This is a genomic window from Agrobacterium tumefaciens, assembly GCA_025559845.1.
GTDB lineage: Bacteria > Pseudomonadota > Alphaproteobacteria > Rhizobiales > Rhizobiaceae > Agrobacterium.
On sequence record CP048469.1, the window covers coordinates 1,466,649 to 1,488,476 of the forward strand.

Annotated in this window: 21 protein-coding genes; 13 read left to right on the top strand and 8 right to left on the bottom strand. The window is 61.0% G+C overall.

Going from position 1 to position 21,828, the window contains the following annotated elements; translation table 11 throughout:
• Nucleotides 1–462: 462 nt before the first annotated feature.
• From FY156_07440 to FY156_07485, 10 genes are all read left to right on the top strand, one after another.
• A complete protein-coding gene (locus FY156_07440; GenBank protein UXS01323.1) occupies nucleotides 463–1,020 on the top strand; it encodes a TetR/AcrR family transcriptional regulator in 558 nt (185 codons plus the stop codon).
• A 60-nt stretch (nucleotides 1,021–1,080) separates the two neighbouring features.
• Nucleotides 1,081–2,301, top strand: a complete 1,221-nt coding sequence (locus FY156_07445) for an efflux RND transporter periplasmic adaptor subunit (protein ID UXS01324.1) — start codon at nucleotides 1,081–1,083, stop codon at nucleotides 2,299–2,301.
• Nucleotides 2,302–2,310: 9 nt separating this feature from the next.
• Complete coding sequence (locus tag FY156_07450; GenBank protein ID UXS01325.1) at nucleotides 2,311–5,481, top strand: multidrug efflux RND transporter permease subunit; 3,171 nt, start codon at nucleotides 2,311–2,313, stop codon at nucleotides 5,479–5,481.
• A 109-nt stretch (nucleotides 5,482–5,590) separates the two neighbouring features.
• Nucleotides 5,591–6,280, top strand: a complete 690-nt coding sequence (locus tag FY156_07455) for a pentapeptide repeat-containing protein (GenBank protein UXS01326.1) — start codon at nucleotides 5,591–5,593, stop codon at nucleotides 6,278–6,280.
• 30 nt (nucleotides 6,281–6,310) lie between these two features.
• A complete protein-coding gene (locus FY156_07460; protein ID UXS01327.1) occupies nucleotides 6,311–6,784 on the top strand; it encodes a pyridoxamine 5'-phosphate oxidase family protein in 474 nt (157 codons plus the stop codon).
• A gap of 99 nt (nucleotides 6,785–6,883) precedes the next feature.
• The gene (locus FY156_07465; protein ID UXS01328.1) at nucleotides 6,884–7,513 is read left to right on the top strand and encodes a hypothetical protein; all 630 of its coding nucleotides are present in this window, start codon (nucleotides 6,884–6,886) and stop codon (nucleotides 7,511–7,513) included.
• The gene (locus FY156_07470; GenBank protein UXS01329.1) at nucleotides 7,506–9,602 is read left to right on the top strand and encodes a hypothetical protein; all 2,097 of its coding nucleotides are present in this window, start codon (nucleotides 7,506–7,508) and stop codon (nucleotides 9,600–9,602) included. The genes FY156_07465 and FY156_07470 overlap by 8 nt, the downstream gene beginning before the upstream one ends.
• Nucleotides 9,583–10,059 (top strand): hypothetical protein, encoded by a 477-nt coding sequence (locus FY156_07475; protein UXS01330.1) that lies wholly within the window; start codon nucleotides 9,583–9,585, stop codon nucleotides 10,057–10,059. Before FY156_07470 ends, FY156_07475 begins: the two co-directional genes overlap by 20 nt.
• Nucleotides 10,052–10,561: a hypothetical protein gene (locus FY156_07480; protein UXS01331.1), complete on the top strand. Its 510-nt coding sequence runs from the start codon at nucleotides 10,052–10,054 to the stop codon at nucleotides 10,559–10,561. Before FY156_07475 ends, FY156_07480 begins: the two co-directional genes overlap by 8 nt.
• An 11-nt stretch (nucleotides 10,562–10,572) precedes the next feature.
• Complete coding sequence (locus FY156_07485) at nucleotides 10,573–12,729, top strand: hypothetical protein (GenBank protein ID UXS01332.1); 2,157 nt, start codon at nucleotides 10,573–10,575, stop codon at nucleotides 12,727–12,729.
• 39 nt (nucleotides 12,730–12,768) lie between these two features.
• On the opposite strand, the gene FY156_07490 is transcribed toward FY156_07485, so the two are convergent.
• Together FY156_07490 and FY156_07495 are read right to left on the bottom strand one after the other, a co-directional pair.
• A complete protein-coding gene (locus FY156_07490) occupies nucleotides 12,769–13,089 on the bottom strand; it encodes a hypothetical protein (protein UXS01333.1) in 321 nt (106 codons plus the stop codon).
• Between the two features lie 216 nt (nucleotides 13,090–13,305).
• The gene (locus FY156_07495; protein UXS01334.1) at nucleotides 13,306–14,145 is read right to left on the bottom strand and encodes an N-acyl homoserine lactonase family protein; all 840 of its coding nucleotides are present in this window, start codon (nucleotides 14,143–14,145) and stop codon (nucleotides 13,306–13,308) included.
• A gap of 53 nt (nucleotides 14,146–14,198) precedes the next feature.
• Here FY156_07495 and FY156_07500 point away from each other — a divergent pair, with 53 nt between their 5' ends.
• Nucleotides 14,199–14,828 carry a TetR/AcrR family transcriptional regulator gene (locus FY156_07500; GenBank protein UXS01335.1) on the top strand — a complete coding sequence of 210 codons (630 nt, stop codon included), beginning with the start codon at nucleotides 14,199–14,201 and terminating at the stop codon, nucleotides 14,826–14,828.
• A 40-nt stretch (nucleotides 14,829–14,868) separates the two neighbouring features.
• Here the strand turns inward: FY156_07500 and FY156_07505 are convergent, their stop codons facing one another.
• Nucleotides 14,869–15,858, bottom strand: coding sequence for a carbon-nitrogen hydrolase family protein (locus tag FY156_07505; GenBank protein ID UXS01336.1), 990 nt, complete (start codon nucleotides 15,856–15,858; stop codon nucleotides 14,869–14,871).
• 268 nt (nucleotides 15,859–16,126) lie between these two features.
• Here FY156_07505 and FY156_07510 point away from each other — a divergent pair, with 268 nt between their 5' ends.
• Nucleotides 16,127–16,822 carry an alpha/beta hydrolase gene (locus tag FY156_07510; GenBank protein ID UXS01337.1) on the top strand — a complete coding sequence of 232 codons (696 nt, stop codon included), beginning with the start codon at nucleotides 16,127–16,129 and terminating at the stop codon, nucleotides 16,820–16,822.
• A gap of 29 nt (nucleotides 16,823–16,851) precedes the next feature.
• On the opposite strand, the gene FY156_07515 is transcribed toward FY156_07510, so the two are convergent.
• The gene (locus FY156_07515; GenBank protein ID UXS03069.1) at nucleotides 16,852–18,345 is read right to left on the bottom strand and encodes an MFS transporter; all 1,494 of its coding nucleotides are present in this window, start codon (nucleotides 18,343–18,345) and stop codon (nucleotides 16,852–16,854) included.
• 172 nt (nucleotides 18,346–18,517) lie between these two features.
• On the opposite strand from FY156_07515, the gene FY156_07520 reads away from it, so the two are divergent.
• Complete coding sequence (locus FY156_07520; protein UXS01338.1) at nucleotides 18,518–19,408, top strand: LysR family transcriptional regulator; 891 nt, start codon at nucleotides 18,518–18,520, stop codon at nucleotides 19,406–19,408.
• Between the two features lie 20 nt (nucleotides 19,409–19,428).
• Here FY156_07520 and FY156_07525 read toward each other — a convergent pair whose 3' ends face one another.
• The 4 genes from FY156_07525 to FY156_07540 are packed head-to-tail and all read right to left on the bottom strand — an operon-like array spanning nucleotide 19,429 to nucleotide 21,791.
• Nucleotides 19,429–19,614: a zinc-binding dehydrogenase gene (locus FY156_07525; protein ID UXS01339.1), complete on the bottom strand. Its 186-nt coding sequence runs from the start codon at nucleotides 19,612–19,614 to the stop codon at nucleotides 19,429–19,431.
• 27 nt (nucleotides 19,615–19,641) lie between these two features.
• Nucleotides 19,642–19,917, bottom strand: coding sequence for a hypothetical protein (locus tag FY156_07530; GenBank protein ID UXS01340.1), 276 nt, complete (start codon nucleotides 19,915–19,917; stop codon nucleotides 19,642–19,644).
• Nucleotides 19,918–19,966: 49 nt separating this feature from the next.
• Complete coding sequence (locus FY156_07535) at nucleotides 19,967–21,127, bottom strand: amidohydrolase (GenBank protein ID UXS01341.1); 1,161 nt, start codon at nucleotides 21,125–21,127, stop codon at nucleotides 19,967–19,969.
• Nucleotides 21,128–21,146: 19 nt separating this feature from the next.
• Complete coding sequence (locus FY156_07540; protein UXS03070.1) at nucleotides 21,147–21,791, bottom strand: NAD-dependent dehydratase; 645 nt, start codon at nucleotides 21,789–21,791, stop codon at nucleotides 21,147–21,149.
• Nucleotides 21,792–21,828: the final 37 nt, after the last annotated feature.

The following is a 21,828-nucleotide window of genomic DNA, read 5'->3' on the forward strand; positions in this document are numbered from 1 at the left end:
TCAACTTTGGCGTTCAACCGATAATATGCAATCACTATATGCTGGACAGCTCCAGAATTACCGTTCAACCCCACAGATGGAACGGAACCTCGTGTTTCGTCTGCTCACTACGAACCAGTCTGGAATGCCTATCGGTCTGTCTCACCGCTAAAAGCCTCATCTAATCAGCACGCACTCTGGGTATGTTCCTCCAAGCCCAAAGCACCGTTCTCTGTCGCACTCAAACAACTCTCATCACCACAACACTGCGAACACATCCCCCCACCCCAAAACCATTATTTTTATACGAACGGTCGTTTTTTATTGCATTTAAATACGATCGTTCGTAAATAATCTCGCGACTTGAGCGATTCCGGGTGATCCGTGTTTTGGTTTGTCTGTGGAAGATGCGAAAGTGCGAACAGATGGAACATGCCTGATGATTTCGTTTAGAACGGGGTGTGTTCTGATTTGGAGAGTGACGTGGGCCGTATTCGCAAGATCATGAAGGATGACATTCTGGATGCTGCCGAGCGGGTGGTGGTGAAGCTGGGTGCTGCCGGGCTTTCCATCGATGCCGTGGCGCAGGAGGCTGGTGTCAGCAAGTCCACCGTCGTCTACGACCACAAGTCCAAGAGCGCCCTGCTGGAAGCCTTGATCGACCGCCGGATGCACCAGGAACTGGAGCGTCAGGCGGAGCTGGTGGCTGCGGCGAAGGACACCCCTCACCCCGAGCTTTACGGCCGCATTACCGCGGCCGAGCGTGTGGTGGATGATGTGGAGCGGGCTGTTGCCATTGCCATCAGCGCCTCGATGTCATCGGAAGAAAAGATCCAGCAGCAGATGCGCGAGTGGACCCAGACCGACCTTGACGCAATCAGCAAAGGCCCGAAACCCAAGGCGGCGCTGATGGCTTACCTAGCCTTGTGCGGCTTCTGTGTCACCGAATTTTTTGGCTTCCACCAATGGAGCGACGAAGAGCGGACAAGCATTCTTGAAGGTGTGCGAACGATCTACACATCCTTTCCCGACAAGACCTGAAATCCCGGCCTGACGGCTGAAATGGCCTGATGGCCTGACCCCAACATTGAGAGAACCACCATGCAACGCAGCAGAACACTGCCGCGCCTGAAGGCGTGCCTTATTGCCACCTCGCTTCTGACCCTGACCGCCATGGGCGCAACCACCGGCGCACGCGCCCAGGAAGGCATGCCCGCCATGCCGCCCGCCGCCGTTGGCGTGATAGACCTCAAGGCGCATGCCATTCCCGTGGTCAGCGAATTGCCGGGCCGCGTTGCGGCAACCCGCGTTTCCGAAGTTCGCGCCCGCGTTTCCGGCATCCTGCAGGAGCGCGTTTTCGAGCAGGGTGCTCTGGTGCAGCAGGGTGACGTGCTCTACCGCATAGACCCGAAACTGTTTCGCGTGCGTGTGGCCAGCGCCGAAGCGGCCCTGCGCCGGGCGGAAGCGACCCGCGACAACGCCAAGGTGCAGCTTGACCGCCAGAAGACGCTGCGCGAACGCAATGTCGCAACCGGCGTCGAATATGACACGGCTTCCGTCAATCTGGCGCAGGCGGAGGCAGATGTGGCTCTGCAGCAGGCCGCGCTGGAAGAAGCCCGCATCAATCTTGAATACACCGAGGTCCGCGCGCCGATCACCGGCATCATCGGCGGTGCGCTGGTGACCGAAGGTGCGCTCGTCACGGCTGACGGCACATCGAGCCTTGCGCTGATCCAGCAGATCGACCCTGTCTATGCCGACTTCACCCAGTCCGCGCAGGATCTGCTGGCGCTGCGCCGCGCCGTGAACGAAGGCAGGCTGCAGAGCCCTGCCCCCGGTCAGGCCAGCGTTGAACTGGTGTTCGACAATGGTGATGTCTACCGCGAAAAGGGCAAGCTTCTGTTTTCCAGCGCCAATGTGGATTCCACCACCGGTCAGGTGACGCTGCGCGCCGAGTTTCCCAACACCGGCGGCGACCTGCTGCCCGGCATGTATGTGCGCGTGAAGATCGAACAGGCGGTGCGCCAGGATGCGATTACCGTGCCGCAACGCGCCGTAACCCGCACGCAGGATGGCCGAGCCCAGGTCTATGTGGTGGATGCCGACAACATTGCAAAGCTGCGCGAGGTCGAACTCGGCCAGGCGCTTGGCCAGGAATGGGTGGTCGAAAGCGGCCTGAAGCAAGGCGAAAAACTCGTGGTGGACGGTGTGCAGAAGGTGCAGCCGGACGCCAAGGTGGCGCCTGAACCCTGGGCGCCCACCCCGCAGAAAGCCAGCGAGCAGGCCGCCGGTAACGGCGCTGCCGCGACGACGGGCCAGTAAGGAAAAACTATGGCACAGTTCTTTATCAGCAGGCCGATCCTTGCCTGGGTCTTCGCCCTGTTCATTTCCATCGCGGGCATCATTGCCCTGCCCTTTCTGCCGATTGCGCAATACCCCAAGGTTGCGCCGCCGCAGTTGACCATTTCCACCGCCTACCCCGGCGCCTCGCCGCAGGAAATCTATCAGGGTGTGACGCGCCTGATCGAAGAAGAGCTGAATGGCGTCTCCGGCATGATGTATTTCGAGTCCACCTCGGATACCTCCGGCTCCGTCAGCATCAACGCCACCTTCGAGGCGGGCACGGATATCGACCAGGCGTCGGTGGACGTGCAGAACGCTATCCGTCGCGTGGAATCCCGCCTGCCCTCGGCCGTGACCTCGCAAGGCGTGACGGTTGAAGAGGCCGCATCGGGCTTTCTGATGATGGTGACGCTGACCTCCACCGATGGCCGCATGGACGAAGTGGCGCTGGGCGATTACCTGAACCGCAACGTGCTGGGTGAACTGCGCCGTATTGACGGCGTGGGCCGTGCGCAGCTTTTTGCCGCCCAGCGCGCCATGCGCGTCTGGATCGATCCGGACAAGCTGGTTGGCCTGAACATGACGGCAGCAGACGTCAATGCCGCCATCACCGCGCAGAACGCGCAGGTTGCCGCCGGCCAGATCGGTGCTGCCCCCAACCCCGTGTCCCAGGACCTGACTGCCACCGTTCTGGTGCAGGGCCAGCTTTCCGATCCCAAGGCATTCGGAGAGATCATTCTGCGCGCCAACCCGGATGGCAGCACCGTGCTGCTGAAGGACGTGGCACGCATCGAACTCGGTGCGGAAAACTACAACTTCTCCAGCCGCCTGAACGGCCAGCCGAGTGCGGCAGTCGGCATCCAGCTTTCCTCCACGGGTAACGCCGTTGCCACCTCCAACGCCGTCAAGGCAAAGCTGGACGAACTCTCCGGCTTCTTCCCCACGGGCGTCGTTTATGACACGCCTTACGATACCAGCCCCTTCGTTTCGGCCTCCATCGAAAAGGTGCTGCACACGTTGATCGAAGCCGTTGTGCTGGTCTTCGTGGTGATGTTCGTGTTCCTGCAGAACTTCCGCTACACGGTCATTCCGACCCTTGTTGTGCCGGTGGCGCTGCTGGGCACCGTGGCGGTGATGTTTGCCACAGGCTTCTCCATCAACGTGCTGACCATGTTCGCCATGGTGCTGGCGATCGGCATTCTCGTCGATGACGCCATCGTCGTGGTCGAAAACGTCGAGCGCATCATGGCCGAGGAAGGCCTTTCGCCGAAGGCTGCCACCCGCAAGGCCATGAAGCAGATCACCGGCGCCATTCTGGGCATCACGCTGGTTCTTTCCTGCGTGTTCATTCCCATGGCGTTCTTCCCCGGCTCAACCGGCATCATCTATCGCCAGTTCTCGCTGACGATGGTGGTTTCGATTACCTTCTCCGCCTTCCTGGCGCTGTCTCTGACACCGGCGCTCTGCGCAACCTTCCTGAAACCCATCAAGAAGGGCCACCATGAGAAGAAAGGCCCGGCCGGCTGGTTCAACCGCAATTTTGACCGGCTGACCAACCGCTATGTCAGCGTGACCAACGGCATGGCGAAACGTGCCGGCCGGATGATGGTGATCTACCTCGCCCTCGTCGTCGGTCTCGGCTACCTCTTCATCAACCTGCCGTCGTCCTTCGTTCCGGCCGAAGACCAGGGCAATCTGCTGGTCGATATCCAGGGCCCGCCGGAGGCGAGCGCCAACCGCACGCTGGCATCGGTGGAACAGATCGAGGCGATCTTCCGCTCCGAGCCGGCGGTGAAGGATATCGTTGCCATTCAGGGCTTCAGCTTCTCCGGTAGCGGCGCCAATGCCGCCCTGATGTTCGTGACGCTGAAGGACTGGAGCGAACGTGGCGAAGGTAACTCCGCGCAGGACATTGCCGACCGTGTCAACATGGCCCTGTTTGGCCTGAAGGATGCAACCAGCTTCGCGCTGTCGCCACCGGCCATCGAAGGCTTCGGCGCCACCGGCGGTTTCGCCTTCCGTCTGCAGGACCGCAACGGCGTTGGCCAGGCTGCGCTGACGGCGGCTGCCGCCGACCTGATGGCCAAGGCCAGCCAGAGCCCGGTTCTTGCAGGCATGCGTGTGGAAGGCCTGCCGGATGCCGCGCAGGTGCTGCTGGTAATCGACCGTGAAAAGGCCAACACCTTTGGTGTGACCTTTGCCGATATCAACAACACCATCACCGCCAATCTCGGTTCGTCCTACATCAACGACTTCCCGAATTCGGGCCGCATGCAGCGCGTGATCGTGCAGGCGCAGGACCGTAACCGCCTGCAGGTGGAAGACCTGCTGAAGCTGAACGTGCGCAATGCCAGCGGCGGCATGGTTCCGCTGTCTTCCTTTGCCATTGCACAATGGCAGAAGGGCTCGCCGCAGATCGTCGGTTACAACGGTTATCCGACCGTGCGTATTTCCGGCGAACCGGCGGCCGGCAATTCCTCCGGTGTGGCCATGGCGGAAATGGAACGTCTGGCGGGCGAAATGCCCGAAGGCATCGGCTTTGAATGGACGGGGCAGTCTCTGGAAGAGATCAAGTCCGGTTCGCAGGCGCCGTTCCTGTTCGGCATCAGCCTTCTGTTCGTGTTCCTGCTTCTGGCCGGTCTCTACGAAAGCTGGTCCATCCCGCTCTCGGTCATGCTCGTGGTGCCGCTCGGCATCATCGGCTCCGTGCTGGCGGTCATGGTCGCGGGCATGCCCAACGACATCTACTTCAAGGTGGGCCTGATCGCCATCATCGGTCTCTCTGCCAAGAACGCGATCCTGATCATCGAATTTGCCAAGGACTATTATGCCGAAGGCAAACCGCTGCTGGAATCGGCGATCGATGCGGCAAAGCTTCGCTTCCGCCCGATCATCATGACCTCGCTTGCCTTCACGCTGGGCGTGGTGCCGCTGGTCATCGCCTCCGGCGCCAGCGCCGCCAGCCAGAACGCCATCGGTACGGCGGTTCTGGGCGGCATGATCTCGGCCACCGTCCTTGCGGTGTTCTTCGTTCCGGCCTTCTTCGTCTTCGTGCTGAAACTGTTCAGGACCAGGCGGCCGGTGGACGATGACGAGGCGGATCTGATGGAGGAAGAGACGCATCAGGCGGCGCGTCAAAAAGAGCTGAGCTCCGTTTGATCCCTCCGCGACTGTTTGATACCCCGTGAATGACCGGCCCGTTTCTGAGCAATCAGCGCGGGGCCGGTCGGCATAGATGACGAAGATCAAGACTGGCAGGAGTGCAGACATGGCCGACAAAACCGCCCGGACAATCGAAGGACGCAGACTTTCACGCGCTGATGTCACCGAACTGGGACAGCCATCCCTGCCCGTGCATCTGGTCGATTGCGATTTCGAGGAAGCCGATCTTGCCGGTCTTGAATTCGAAGGCTGGATCTTCGAAAAGTGCCGCTTCGGCCGCACCGATCTGCGCGGCGCCAACCTTGAAGGCGCAAAATTCACCGCCTGCCGTGGTCCCTTTGCCGATTTCTCCGGTGCGGACCTGCCCGAAGTCACGTTTCAGGGCTGCGATTTCAACAACGCGTCTTTCGTGGAGGCCCGCGTCAACGACACCGCCTTTACCGGCTGCAAGCTGACCGGCGCCAACCTGACACGCCTGCGTGCCATGGGCATCAGCTTCAAGGACACGCTGCTCTCCGCCGCCCGCCTGCCCGGTCTTTCGTTCCGCAAGGCGCGCATCGAGGGCGTGGATTTCAGCATGGCCGATCTTGCCAGATGCGATTTCAGGGCAGCGGTGTTCGATCGATGCAGCCTGCGCGAAGCCAATGTGGTGGATGCCCGCTTCGAAGACGCCGATCTGCGCGGCGCCGATCTCGGCGGTCTGCGCCTGATCGACGCGAAAAAGTTCAAGGGCGCGACGATCTCGCGCGAACAGGCCGGAATGCTGCTTGCCGAACTGGGTTTGAACGTCCGATAACAGGGCAAGGACGAACAAAGCGAGACACGCATGAACGCCAGGATCAACGACGCCATCAGGACCGATATCGAAAATTCCGTACTGTGCTGGCTGGCGAGCGTCGATGCCGAGGGAACGCCGAATGTGAGCCCGAAGGAGATCTTCGCGTCGCACGGCGACGACCATATCGTCGTGGCCGATATCGCCTCCGCCAACACCGTCCGCAACCTGCGCGCCCAGCCCAGAGCCTGCGTCAGCTTCATCGACGTCTTTCGCCAACGCGGCTTCAAGATCGTCGGCACCGCCCGGATTATCGAACCCGACGAACAGGACTTTCCGGTCTTCGGCGAAAGACTTCTGCAGATGGCAGGAACCGACTTCCCCATCCGCCACATCATCGCCATCAAGATCGACCGCATCTCGAGAATCTGGGCCCCGAGCTACACGCTCTTTCCCGAGCGCACGGAAGACGAGCGCATGGCGAGCGCACTCGAAACCTACGGCGTGACCCTGCGCGAGCGCTGACGGCAGGCACCACCGCCACGTGGGCGGGATATCGCTTTACCCATGCCAGCCTGACAACCATTTCCGCCCTATCCAGGAGCCAACACGAAAGGTTGGTTCATGGCTTCGGTCGTTTCTATCTGCAATCTTGCCCTTTCCAATGTCGGCAAGTCCAACATCACCGATCTGACGGAAAAGAGCGCCGAGGCGCGTGCTTGCAATCAGTTCTATGCTCACACGCGCGATGTCCTGCTGCAGTCCTATCCCTGGACGGCGGCGAGGAGGACGCAGTTTCTGGCGGAGGTCGACAATGACAAGCCGGGTGCCTGGCGTTACGCCTACACCCTGCCCTCCGATTGCCTGCAGGTGCGCTGGATCAGGCCGGTTTATGCCGGGGATGGCGACGCGCTGAAGGAGTACAGTCAGGACCGTGACACGGTGGGACAGGAGCTGAAGCATCCTTATGAAATCGAGGGGCAGACGCTTTATGGCAATCTCTCCCCCTGCGTGCTTCGCTACACGGCACGGCTGACCGACCCCACCAAATATTCACCGCTGTTCATCGAGGCGCTGTCCTGGCATCTGGCCGTTCGTCTTGCTATGCCCTTGACGCGCGACCCGAAAATTCGTGCCGATGCGTTGAAGGTGGCAACCAGCGCGCAGGCGAGCGCCGAACAGGCCGATGCCAGCGAGACGCGGCACACCTCCGACATCGTGACCGATTTCATCGCGGTGCGTGACCATGGCTGAATTTCGCGCCTACCAGCCCTCCTTTACCGCAGGCGAGCTTTCCCCTGCCCTTGGCGCCCGCATCGATCTCGCCAAATATGGCAGTGGCATGCGCACCGCGCTCAACGTGTTCATTCACCCGCATGGCGGGGTCTCGAACCGGGCCGGGCTGGAGTTCGTGCATGAAATCAAGGACAGCGCCAGCCGTGCCCGGCTGATAAAATTCCAGTTCAACACCGAGCAGACCTATGTGCTGGAATTCGGCCACAACTACATCAGGATTTTCCGCGACGGCGGGCTGATCGTGAAAGGCGAAGCCGCCTATGAAATTGCCACGACCTATACGGCCGCACAGGTGGCCGATCTGGTGTTCGTGCAGGAAGCGGACGTTCTCTATCTTTGCCATGTGGCCCATCCGGTCAGGAAACTCGGGCGGCTTGCCGATGACAACTGGACGCTGAGCAATGTCAGTTTTCAGCCGAAGATCGCCTCCCCGGTTCTGACCTCCGTCAACAAGCCGGGCGATACGGCCGGCAAGGCCGGTTATGTGGCAACCGTCTATAACTACGTTGTTTCAGCCGTGGCGGAGAGCGGCGAAGAAAGCCTGCCATCCAACAGTGGCGGCGTGGTGAACGACCTTGCCATTCAAGGCGGCATCAACCGCGTGACGTGGAACGGCGTGGCAGGCGCCGTGCGCTACATCGTCTACCGCGAAGACAACGGGATTTACGGCTATATAGGCGGCACGACGGGCCTGTCCTTCGATGACGAGAACATCACGCCCGACCTTGCCGACACACCGCAAACCGGCCGCAACCCCTTTAACGCCGCTGGCAGCTATCCGCGCTGCGTAACCTTCATCGAACAGCGGCTGGCCTTCGCCTCGACCGAGGACGACCCGCAGGCGGTGTGGTTGAGCCAGTCTGCCAATTACGAGAATTTTGGTGTTTCCTCGCCTGCCAAGGCAAGTGACGCGGTGACGTTCCGTATCCGCGCCCGGCAGGTGAATGAAATCCGTTCGATGATTTCCGTGCGGGGTCTTCTGCTTCTGACCTCCGGGTCGGAATGGATCGTCACCGGCGGTTCGACCTCCGACGCCATTTCACCCTCTGCCCTGAAACTCGACAACCAGGGTTATCGCGGCGCGGCGAAGGTGCAGCCGATTGTGGTTGGCAACACGGTGCTGTTTGCCCAGCGGCTTGGCGGCGTGATCCGCGATTTCTCCTATGATTACACGCAGGACAGCTATGTCGGCAAAGACCTGACGGTTCTTGCACGGCATCTCTTCAAGGACCGCGAAATTGCCGCCTGGGATTATTCGCAGGCGCCTGACTCCATCGTCTGGGTCGTACTCGATAACGGCGCGCTGGTGTCGCTGACCTACATGAAGGAACAGGATGTCTGGGGCTGGACCCGCCATGAAAGCGGCCCTGATGGCGACGCGCATTTCGAAGACGTGACGGTGATCGAGGAAAACGGCGAAGACGTCGCCTATTTCATCGTACGCCGCACGATCAACGGCGAGACGAAACGCTATATCGAGCGCCTGCACAGCCGCTCCTTCGCCACCGTTGCGGATGCATTTTTCGTCGATAGCGGCCTGACCTATAACGGCCCGCCCGCCTCCACCATCACCGGCCTCAATCATCTGGAGGGGCAGGATGTGGTGGCGTTGGCCGATGGCAATGTGGTGCGCAATCTGAAGGTCGCGGGCGGCGCTGTGACGCTGCAGAACACCGCCGCCAAGATCCATATCGGTCTGCCGATGACGGCGACCATCCAGACGCTGGACCTCGATCTCGGCCAGATTCAGGGGCTGGGCACCGTTCAGGGCCGGGCAAAATCCATCAGCGAAGTGACGCTGAGAGTGGAAAGCACGCGCGGCATCTTCGTTGGCCCCAATGATGGCGGGCGCGATGACGACACGCTGGTGGAATACAAGCAGCGCCGCGACGAGGCCTGGAACGAGGCTATCAGGCTCTACACCGGCGACCTCAGGATCACCCCCAACTGGGACTGGACGGAAAGCGGCAGCATGTGGGTAAAGCAGTTCGATCCGCTGCCCATGACCATCCTCGCCATCATGCCGGATGTCACCCTTGGCCGCTGATCTCAACATCGTACCGGCCTGCCCCAGCCACATCCGCGCCATTGCATCGCGCATGCGGGCTGCGGACCGCCAAGAGGTGTTCGCCGCGTCCGGTCGCACACCGCTTGCGGCACTTTCCTATTCCTATCGCAAGTCATCCTGCTGCTGGACGGCCATCTTCAATGGCCGCCCGGAACTGATGTGGGGCGTTGGCGACATCAACGTCCTCACCGGCGTTGGCGCCCCCTGGCTTTTGGGCACCGACGCGGTGGAGCAGAATTTTCGGGTGTTTCTTCGCATATCCAGCCATTGGCCGCAGCAACTGTTGCAGCGTTATTCCGTGCTCAGAAACTTTGTGGATGCCCGCAACACGGTTTCCGTTCGCTGGCTCGAATGGCTGGGTTTTCGGCTGTTCGACCCCGTGGATATCAACGGGCATTCCTTCCGGCTTTTCGAAATGAGGGCGACCGATGTGTGATTTGGGAATTGCGTTGACGCTGGGTTCAACCCTGCTGGGCGCGGCGGGACAGGTGCAGGAAGCAAAAGCAACTGCGGCGGCCAACCGCTATAACGCCGAGGTCGCGACCATGAATGCGCAGATTGCCGACCGGCAGGCGAAAGACGCCATCGAGCGCGGCAAGCAGGAAGAGCAGCAAAAGCGCATGCAGACCGCCGATCTGCAGGGCCGCCAGCGTGCCGCCATGGCCGCGAACGGGCTCGACCTTTCCTTTGGATCGCCACTCGACACCATCGTCGACACGGCCCGTATGGGAGAGATGGATGCGCTGAACATCAAGACCAACGCCTACCGTGAAGCCTATGGTTACAAGGTGCAGGCCACCAACCAGCGCGCCAGCGCCACACTGGACCGCATGCGCGCCGACGCCGCGACAAAGAGCGGTTATCTGAGTTCCATCGGCACCATTCTCGGCGGCGGTAGCAACGCCTACGCGCAGGCCAATAAACTGGGTTATATCTGAAGAGGTTCAACATGCCGACCGTTCCACGTTATCAGGATACCCAGCAGCATGTCGCCCTGCGCCCCGAATATACCGAGGGGTTGAGCGTGCGCGCCGACGCGGAAGCCTTTGGCGCCGGTGTTGGCCGCGGCATGCAGGTGCTGGCCAGAGGGCTCGAAACCGCTAGTGACGCCATGGTGCGCGTGCTGGAACTGGATGACGCCAACAGCGCCAAGGATGCAGGCACACGTTACGCAGACTGGCAACGCAACGCGCTTTACGGCGAAAACGGCTTCCTGAAACTCTCGGGCAAAACTGCGCTCGACGCGCGTGCCGCTTTCGAACGGCAGGCCGGGCAAAAGCGCATGGAATTTGCCAGAGGGCTGACGCCGGGCGCCGCAAAACTTTACGACCACAGCTCCCGCGAGGCGATGACCGGCCTGCTGGACAGCGCAATCAGCCACGTTGCCGAGCAGCGCAAGGCCTGGTTCACGGAGACCTCCAACCGCCGTATCGCCGGTTATGCCAGCGATGCACTGGCGACCTACAACGATCCGGCAAAGGTTGACGCCGCCATAGAAGGCGGCCTGACTGAGCTGGATGAACAGGGCTATATGCACGGCTGGAGCGCCGATGTGCTGGCAGAGCGCAAACAGCACTATGTTTCGGGCGTGACGAAAGACATCGTCGTCGATATTGCCGGCAGGGACGCGCTGGCTGCCGACGACTACATGGCAGAACGGCGCGGACAGCTTTCAGACGCCGACCGCAAGGAGCTGGAAACGGCGCTCGCAGGCCCCGTTCTTCAGGCCAGAGCAAACCGCAATCTGAGCGAGATTACCGGCAGCCTCTCCATCCCGACCTATGATGACGGGCGCCCGGCCGGACCGCGACGAGACCTTGTGGCCGGGAGTGCCAGCCCGGACGCCGGGCCTGGACCCGGCCCCACCCGTGCCCGCGCAGCCCTGTTGCCGCAGGATTACCGAACCTTTGCCGCGTCGGCCATAACAGGCCCGCAAAATGCCCCCTTCGGTCGACTTCCAGCGCTGCCGCGCGGCCCCTCGGGCATGATGAACGGCGACACGGAAACGGCGGTGACCGGTTTTCTGAAAAACGCCGCCGGAACGACTGTCGACCCCTCGGTCGGCCTTTGGTCCAGAGACGTTCTCAACGATGTGCTTGACCGCCAGGGTGTCACGCCAGGGCACAATCGGGAGCCCCGCTCCTATCTCCATTTCGGCACGGCCACCGATGCGCCTCGCCCCGGCGATATCGTCGTTTTCAACCGCGACAACGACATGGCCGATGTCGGTCTGTTTCAGGGCCATGATGCCAATGGCAGGATTCTGGTGCTTGGCAGCAATCACGCGCGGGCCGGAAGAATTGAGGTCACGGCTGAGGACCCGGCCCGACTGCTTGGCATCCGCACAGCCGGAACTGTCGATCCCGACACCATGAAACTGGCCAATTACAGCCCGCGGGGTCTGAGCGAGATCGAACGGAAACTGGCTGCAATTACCGATCCCGATGAACGCGCCGCGACGAGGAACGTGCTGGACGCCCATTTCACTGCGCAGAAGCGCGCGATCGATGCCGCACGGGACGATGCCCAGCAGTGGGCGCAGGCGCAGGTGAAGTCCGACCCCGCGTTCGACCCGATGACCATGCCCGTCAAGACCCAGTCAACCATCGGTCCATCGGGCATGCGCGCCCTCAGAGACTACCACAGGACCGTGCGCCAGTCCGGTGAGCCGAACACTGACGAAAGCACGCTCTCCGAGCTGCAGAACCAGTATGCCAACGACCCGCAAGGCTTTGCAAAAGCGGATCTTTTCCAGCACCGCAGCCGGCTGTCCGATCAGGACTGGGAAAAGGTCACCGCATGGCGACAGGTGGCTCAGACCGACCGGAAAAGGGTGAAATCCGAAAGCTTCGATCTGAACCGCACCTTCACCCGTTCACGCGAATTGATGACGGAACTCGGCTTCATCAGATACCCCTCCAACATGACCGCCGAGGAGGCCAGACGCCTGGCGCAATTGCAGATCGGCCTCGCCGAAGACGTGACCGAATTCAAACGGCTGAACAACGGCAAGACCCTGACGGAGACCGACATGCAGAAGATGCTCAACGACCGGCTGATCCCCATGATCGCCAGCCGTGCGCCGATCACCGGCGAGCGTTCGTGACCTTGTGGATGCAGGTGCGAAAAACAGGAACGCCTGATCCTAGTGTTTCATCTCGGCAATGAATGCAAGAATGCCAAAGATGACAATCATGATCGAGCCGGTGTAAAGCCCTGCCGACGGGTTACGTCCCCTCTGAACAAGACGGGAGACGAAAAAGCCCAACAGGCCAAAAAGGAAATAGGCAAGCGCAGCGCCCAATTGCTCGCCGACAAAGGCGCCCCAACCCGAAACGGGAAAACGGCCAACGATTACGACTTTCACCAACTGTAAGCCGAGAGCCAGCAGCGCCATATTTCTGATGACCTGCCATCTCTGTCTTTTCCATTGAGCCGGCGAAATACCCTCAACCACGTCCGTCATGAAATCCCCCAATACACCCGGCGCCGCCACTGTGAAACAGAGAGCAACCCAGGCAAAAATGAATATCTCCGTGGGCACATGGCGCACGGTAATTTTCTAAAACAGCGCCCCAATTGACGCCGCCATTATCGTTATGCAATCGCCAGGCAAGAATCCACACATGGTTGCAGCAAACACGAAATTGCAACAGCTCTGTTTACGCCGCGGGGAACGACATCAGACCGGGATTTCGGTGATCTGCAGGGCTGCGAGACGGGCTGCACTCTGCGGGTCATGGGCAAATTGGGTGATTGTCCGCCTGCGCTGGCAAAGTTCGCGCATTCGCCGCGTGGTATCGTGGTGGATGGCCGAATCGAAGGCGACGCCGTCGACATGACCGGCGATCATGTCATTCTCGCTGTAGGACGCGTCGCCTGCGATCAACACGCATTGATCGCCCGTATCCACGACCACAGAGATGTGACCTTGCGTATGTCCGGGGGTCGGAACGATATGAACCTTGCCGTCCCGCGTCAGCGTTTTACTGCTGCCGAAACTTTCAAAAGGACCATCGGTAAACTCGACCTCCGTGGGTTTCAGCCATTGAGGATAATGCTTGTTGAGATAACCGGTGAGCGGGCCAGTGCGTGACAGCGCCGCATGCGCCTCCGGTTTGCTGAGCAATATAGTGCTGTTGGGAAAATGACCTATGCCGCCAGCATGGTCGCCATGCATGTGGGTCATCACCACCCAGCGCACGTCCTTCGGGTCAAAACCCATGGCGCGGAGCCGCGGTCCAACCTCTTCTTCCGGTCGCACCCAACGGCGCTCGCAAAACTGCATGAAGGGATGCCACCACGGTTGATAACCCGGATCATTCGCATGCGACGTTTCACCGGTATCGACGACGATAAGACCTTCGGGATGCTCAATCAGCCAGCAACCGATCGGCAATCTTGGCGACCAACTCCCATCGACAACGACATCCAGGGCGCGTGCCGGCCGGGCCGCAAAGCGGGCGAGCTGATGACGGCTCTTGATCTGGACATCGCCTGTTTGAATGCAATGAATTTTCATGGTATCTACCTTAACGCAGCATTTGCTGCATTAAGAAATAGGAGTGACAGGCGATGCGGTCAAGTGGGTCGGACATTGGGCCGTTCGACAGGGTTCAGGAACGGCGTGGCGGTCGCAGCGAACGCGTGCGCGAAGCGGTGATGGATGCCGTACGGCGTCTGCTGCAGGAGGAAGGCTATAGCGGCCTTACCCACCGCGCCGTTGCCGCAATTGCCTCGGTGGACAACGCGACGATCTACCGTCGCTGGCCGACCCGCCCGCAACTTGTCAGTGACATGCTGCACGACATTTCCAACGATCTGGTTCCCATACCGGACACGGGATCAGTCGGGAGCGACCTTCAGGCCTATCTGGCCAGCATCGTGGCCATGCTGGCTAACCCAGGGACGAAGAAACTGGCACAGGCGTTTTTCGCCGCATCACTGGAAGGTGACGAGGTGGTGGGTCACGTGCTCGCCGAATTCTGGCAGGGACGGTTTTCCGGTTCCTATGTAATGCTCGATAAAGCCGTGCTTCGCGGCGAACTGCCGGAAAATCCGGATCATACCGCCATTATGGAGGCACTGGTGGCACCCGCATGGTTCAGAACCTTCATTAGCCGAATGCCCGTCGATCAAGGTTTCCAGCAACGTTGTGTCGGCGCGGCGCTGGCGCTTGCCCACAGTGGCAACACCCATCCCTGAAGCCAGCGGACAGAACGCCCGCTGGCCAGAGTTTCAGATGTCAGAACGTATCACGGCTGTCGCTTCGCGGATCGCTCTCCACATGGTGTGCGGCGTAGAGATCGGCGCGGGCCTTGCGGCGCCATGGCCGTGCCGGATTGTCCCTGTCGACGAGGATATCGGTAACGGTGATCGATGCCTTGCCGTCTGCCGGGGCGCGGCTTGCCCAGCGGCCACCCGGCGATGCAATGCCGGCTGGAACGGTGACACTTTGCGGCGCATGGGCCGCATAGCTTACCCAATAGGCATTGCTGGCGGCATGGCCCAGCACCTCTGCCGCAAAGGCCGGGGCAGCCGATGGGCTTTCACCGGTGGTCGAAAACAGCACGCAATCGACCTCAAGACGCTCATATTCGGCAAAGACTTCAGCGTAATGGGTTTCCATGCCGATTGCGCAGCCAAAGCGGATGCCATCGACAGCGAATGTCACCGGGCCTTTTCCGGGCGAATACATAAACGAGATCTTCGTGTTCGACAGCATGCGCTCGTCGTAACGGGTCACCAGTTCACCGCGATCGGAGATGACGTAGAGGCTGTTGTGCGGACGATGCGGCGGTGTCAGCGCATGCACGGAGCCGAGCACCGTCCACAGGCGCAAGTCCTTTGCAAACGCGCTGATGGCCCGCAACTCGTCCCGCAGCGTCACCCAGTCGCAGCGCGACCAGTCGGATGGACCGATTTCCCTCGGGCCGTTGGCCGACATCAACCGCTTGTTGGGCGAAGACGTCGCCCCCTCCGGGAAATGGATGAGACGTGCGCCAGCCTGATGTGCATCCCGCATCAGAGCGCGAATTTCCGCCCCGCTCTCCCGCAACTGCGCGGGATCGCCGGGATAATTGAACAGCGACGTCTGCGCTACGGCAAGCCGCAACGAAGGCGCCTCGGGTGTTGGCGACGGCTGACGGATGTGGCGAAGAGCGGCGGTGTAGGATTCGCCGGTTTTGGCGGCGCGGGCGCGCACACGGCGTTTGAGATTTCCGTTCTGTGTCATTGTCGGGCCTTTCACGTCTCAGACGCAGTCCCCCAGCAACCCGCCCGAAACGACCGGACCATGGACAGGTGGCCTGAGACAAAAGTCCCTTTGCCTCCGTTCAAGACCATGCCGGGGAAGGTCAAGGAGGTTGGGCGCAGGCCACGCCTGAAGAAAGGATGGCGGGCAGCTCTCGATTCGTCAATCGAGCGCAATGGCACATGGTCATCGGATCGGCTCGGCGCTAACGTGGCGCAGATTGCAGATTCGATGTTCAAGGCGAAATTTCATGTCGATGCTTCTCGTTCCCGGCTTCATGCTCGATGCCGATCTCTGGCGCGATGTCCTGCCTGCCATCAGCGAATTCGGTCCTTTCGTGCATGCCGATCTGTCAAAGGACGGCTCGATCGAGGCGATGGCGCGACGCACCCTTGCCGACGCGCCGGAGCGCTTCATTCTCGTCGGTTTTTCCATGGGCGGATATGTGGCACGCGAAATCGTGCGGCAGGCGCCGGAGCGTGTAAGCGCCCTTGTTCTGATCGCCACATCGGCCAGGGGCGATACGGAGGTGCAGCGCCAGCGCAAGGCCTCCGTCGCAACGCAAAAGACCAATCTCGCCTTCAAGGGATTGAGCGCGCCTGCCGTTGCCTCATCACTCCACCCCGACAACGCCGGCCGCAGCGATCTCATCGAGCGCATCCAGGCGATGGGCCAAAGGCTGGGAGCCGAGGTATTTCGCCAGCAATCCCTGCTCGACCGCGTCGACGAACAGGAAACGCTTGTTAACATTCACTGTCCATGTCTCGTCGTGGCTGGCGAAAACGACAGGCTTCGCAGCCGCGCCGAGACCGAGGAGCTTTACCACGGTATCAGCGGATCAAGCTTCAAGGTGATAGACCAGACCGGACACATGATCCCGCTGGAGGCGCCGGACGCGCTGGCTGAGACCATCCGGCAATTTCTCGCCTCCGTTCCGGCAGGGTAAAGTCTCCCCGGCCCCCAGCATGCAATGGCTCAATCCGCCACGACGTCAGCGTCGATATCCTCCGGTTCGAGATCGGCGACCACAGCGGCCTTGGGAAGAAGCACGATGATGGTGATGGCGCAAAGCGCCGTCGCTGCCGCCAGCCACCAGCAAAGGGTGGAAAAGGCCGCCTGATAAGCCTGCTGCAGAAGATGGACATCGATATCAGGTGACAGCGCTGCAGCCGAGGCCAGATCGCCGACGGCAAGACGCTGCCCGGTATTGCCAAGCACGCTGCCCGATAGGTGTGTGAACTGGCCGAGCGACGCGGCGATCAATGCCGACAGGGCGGCGCTGACGATGGCAAGCGCGATCCCCTCGCCAGCCACACGCACCGTGCTGAAGATGCCGGTCGCCATGCCCGCCCGCTCCGCTGGCACGACGCTGATCGAAAGGCCGTCCATCAGCCCCCAGGGCAAACCCGCGCCGATACCGATCACCAGCATCGGCAGCACGATGAGGCTGCCATCCTGAGCCGTGAAACCCGAGAGCCAGACGAGACCGAGCGCGGCGACCATCAACCCGATGCCGGAGATCAGGCCCGGCGCGACATGCCGCGCCAGCACGGTTGCCAGAATGGGCACCACCAGCATCGGTGCAGACAGACCCAGCATGATGAAACCGGCCTCGATGGCGCCAAGCTGCGCGATGCCGATCAGCCGCAGCGGGATGATGACGAGAAGAACGACAAAGCAGGCGCAGGTGGCGACCGGCAGCAATTGTACACCGACAAAACGCGGATACCGGAAAAGCGAGAGATCGAGCATCGGCCTTTCCACGCGCATCTCCGTTACAATGAAGACGGCAAGCGACAAGAAAAATCCCGCAGCGAGCGCGATCAGGCCTGTGGTGCCGAGGGCCGACATTTCAATCATCGCCACGGTGAAGAGCGTCAGCATTACGGTGAAGCTTGCCGCTCCCAGCCAGTCGAGTTTCGCGGCGTCGGGATCACGCGTTTCGCGCATGCGCGGCGGACCGAGGATCAGGGCGACGAGACCGATGATACCGCTTGCCAGAAAGATCGCCCGCCAGCCGATGCTTTCAATCAGCAAACCCGTCAATAACGGTCCGAAGGCAAGACCGACGCCGAAGGTGGTGCCGAGCAGGCCGAAAGCACGCGTTCTGGCATGACCATCAAATTCCTGCGCAAGTGCTGCCGTTCCACCGGCCAGTGCCGCAGCGGCGCCCACGCCCTGACAGGCGCGCAGCAGATCGATCAGCCAGACCGAACCTGCCAGCCCAAGCGCCAATGAGAAACCGACGAACAGGGCAAGGCCGATCAGAAACACCCGCCGTCTGCCATAACGGTCGGCCAAAGCTCCGGCCGCCATCAAAAGGCTGCCGAAAGTCAGCATGAAGGCATTGGTGATCCAGGTGAGCGCCGCCGGTGATCCACCGAGATCCTGGCCGATGGCGGGCGTTGCCACGGCGCCCGCCGAAAAGCTTAAAGGCAGGGTCAACGCGGCAAGGCAAACGGCCGCCAGAACCGAATTGCGGCTGGCCGATGGGGTTTGAGGTGTGACGGTCATGAGAACTCCAGGCTTGGACATGCGGACGCGATCAACGCGCAAAGCCCATGTGCACCCGATGACAGGAATTCGATAATCAGCCTCTTCGTCCTTTCATTGCAGACCAGAATTCTATAATTTGCGAAGCATGGATAAACTCAGCGAGATAGAAGCCTTCGTTCGCGTTGCCGAAAGGCTGAACTTTGCCAAGGCGGGGCAGAGCCTTGGCCTGTCGCCCTCGGCCATCGGCAAAAGCGTGGCACGGCTGGAATCCTCGCTTGGCGTACGGCTCTTCAACCGCACGACGCGGCAGGTCACGTTGACAGACGAAGGCACGATGCTGTTTGAGCGCTACAGCGCCATTCTCACCGACCTGCGCGACACCCACGATGCCGTCAAGGATAACAAGGCCGCCCCAAGCGGCAGCCTGCGCGTGACGCTGCCGACCATCGGCTATCGTTTCCTCCTGCCTATCCTGCCGGAGTTTCGTCGGCTTTATCCTGACATCGATCTGGAATTCGATTTCAACGACCGGCGCGTCGACCTGATCGAAGGCGGTTTCGATGCCGCCATTCGCAGCGGCGCACTCGACGATTCCAGTCTGATGATGCGACGCCTCGGACCGTTTCGTTTCGTCGTCTGCGGCGCGCCTGACTATTTTGCCCGCATGGGCAGACCGCAGCAGCCCGGCCAGTTGCTGCACCATGACGCTTTGCGCTTTCGTTTCCCCTCATCCGGCAGGTTCCAGGACTGGCGGCTTGAAAATGGCGACAATGCGCTGGCCGGCATGCGTGTTGCGTTGACCTGCGGTAACATGGAAGCGATACGCGCCGCTGCAATCGATGGCCTCGGCCTTGGTTACATGCCGGAGTTTCTGGCAAAGGACGCCATTCGCGACGGCTTGCTGGAAAGTGTGCTGAATGAATATCTCGCAGCACCCGGCCACTTTTCGATCCTGTGGCCGGCAACGCGGTTCATGACCCCGCGCCTGCGCGCCTTCATCGATTTCGCCTCCGAAAACATGTTCAGGGACACCTGATCCGGAAGATAACCGGTGCTTCACGGCTCGACAAGCTGGACCACCACCTTGCCCTTGGCCCGGCCGGCTTCGAGATAGGCAAAGGCTTCGGAGACCGCATCGAAGGGAAAGACGCGATCGATAACCGGCTTGATCGTGCCGGCATCGATCAGGGCTGCGAGCGATCCGCAAGGAGTGGGCGGCCGGTGCCCCTTGGGAATAGGCACTTTCCGCGATAATCGCGATAACCGAGATCACCGCTTCGGAATGATCGTCACCCGGCATTCATCGTTGGTCTCCAGCCCGGCCTTGGTACATTGCGGTGCGGTCAGGTTGAAGAAGAAGACGTCCGAGCCCTTCCCCCAGGGCCTGATGTTGCGGGTGAACGGGCCTGTTTCATTGAGCAGGACATCCGCTGTAAAGGCACCGGTGCGACCGGCCACATGCTCGGGTTTCACCACGATGTAGCGCGGCAGAAACTCTTCCTTGCGCAAAATTCTCGTCGAGAACGTCACCCTGTCTTTGTCCATTACAGGCCCCTGTCGTCCAGACATCCCTGCACCCCCTTGGCCCCGGCCTCTAATCGAGCGGCATCCCGCGCTCGACCAAAGCCCGAAAATAGGCAATGCCATAGGGAATGGCGGCGTCGTTGAAATCGAAACCCGCATCGTGAACCGAAGGGCCGTCTCCGTTACCGATCAGCATGATGTTTCCGGGACGCGCTTCCAGCATGAAGGCAAAGTCTTCCGAGCCCATCAGCGGTTCCATGAAGCCATTGACCGCATTATCACCCACCAGTGACTGCGCTGCTTTTACCGCAAAAGCCGTTTCCAGCGGATGATTCACGGTGGGCGGATACATGCGTCTGTAAGTAACGGTTGCGCCAGCGCCGTAAGCGACCGCGACATGTTCGGCAATCTCCTTCACCCGTCTTTCGATGAGATCGCGGATCGCCGGGTCAAAGGTGCGCGTCGTGCCGCCCATCTCGGCCGATTGCGGAATGACATTTCCCGCCTTGCCGCCACCCATCCAGCCAACGGTCACAACGGCGCATTGGCGCGGATGGACGTTGCGGGACACGATGGTCTGCAACGCAAGCAGAATGTTTGCGCCAACGACAAGCGGATCGACACTGACATGCGGCGATGCGCCATGCGCGCCTTTGCCGTCGATCCTGATCCTGAAACCATCCGCAGATGCAGCAAGCGGCCCGCTGGCGGTCGAAAACTGGCCAATCGGCAGGCCGGGTTCGGTGTGCATGGCGTAAACTTCGCTGATGCCGAAACGGTCCATCAGCCCATCGTCGACCATCGCCTTGCCGCCGCCACCGCCTTCTTCCGCCGGCTGGAAGATCACCACTGCCCTACCGTTGAAGGCGCGGCTACGGGTAAGCTCGCGCGCCGCCCCCAGCAACATGGCTGTGTGGCCATCATGCCCGCAGGCATGCATCACACCGTCAACGGTCGAGGCCCATGCGGCGCCGGTTTCCTCCTGAATTGGCAAGGCATCCATATCGGCCCGCAAGCCGATGACCTTTCCGCTGCTCTTTTCCTGACCATGAATAACGCCGACCACACCCGTCTTGCCGATGCCTGTCACCACCTCGTCACAGCCAAATTCAGCGAGTTTTTCAGCGACAAACGCAGCCGTTCTGTGAACGTCGAACTGCAATTCGGGATGGGCGTGAAGATCCCGCCGCCACGCCACCACATCGGCAAAATCGCCGTCAGGTCCAACCATGCCGCCTCCCGCGATTATCTTACGCCAACTGGCTTGCCGGTACGATGTGAACGCCGCCCGCCGGGCGCAGCGCGGCATCGAGTATGGCACGCGCAATCTTGTCGGCCGGATTGATGCGCCACTTTTTCGGCAACAGCGGGCCGAGAGCTTTCAACACCACCGTCATGGCACGCTCACCGAACCGGAACTCGTCACGTTGCCCGCCGATCAGACCCGGCCGAACCAGAGTGAGCGATCGAAAGCCGATTGTCTTGAGGCCATCTTCCACCTCGCCTTTCACCCGGTTGTAGAAAATCGATGAACGGCGGTCCGCGCCGATAGCCGAATTGAGAACATAGGTCTGCGTGCCGTAGGCATGGGCAAGACGCGCCACCGCCAGCGGATAGTCATGATCCACCCGCCGGAACGCGTCCTGCGAACCCGCCGTCCTGATGGTCGTTCCCAGCGTGCAGATGACCGCATTTGCCCGCCACCAGTCGGCCGTCTCGGGCAACTGATCGAAATCCACCTGCGGCGAAATGAGTTTCGGGTGCGGCGGCAAAGGGCGGCGCGTGGGCGCGACAACGCGGGCAACAGCCGGATCTGCCAAAGCCAGCCTGAGAACATGACCTCCGACCATCCCCGAAGCCCCGACAAGCAGAAGCGTCGCACCCTCACCCGCCATATCCGCCATGCCGCCTCTCCCCGTCAACTGCCTTCAG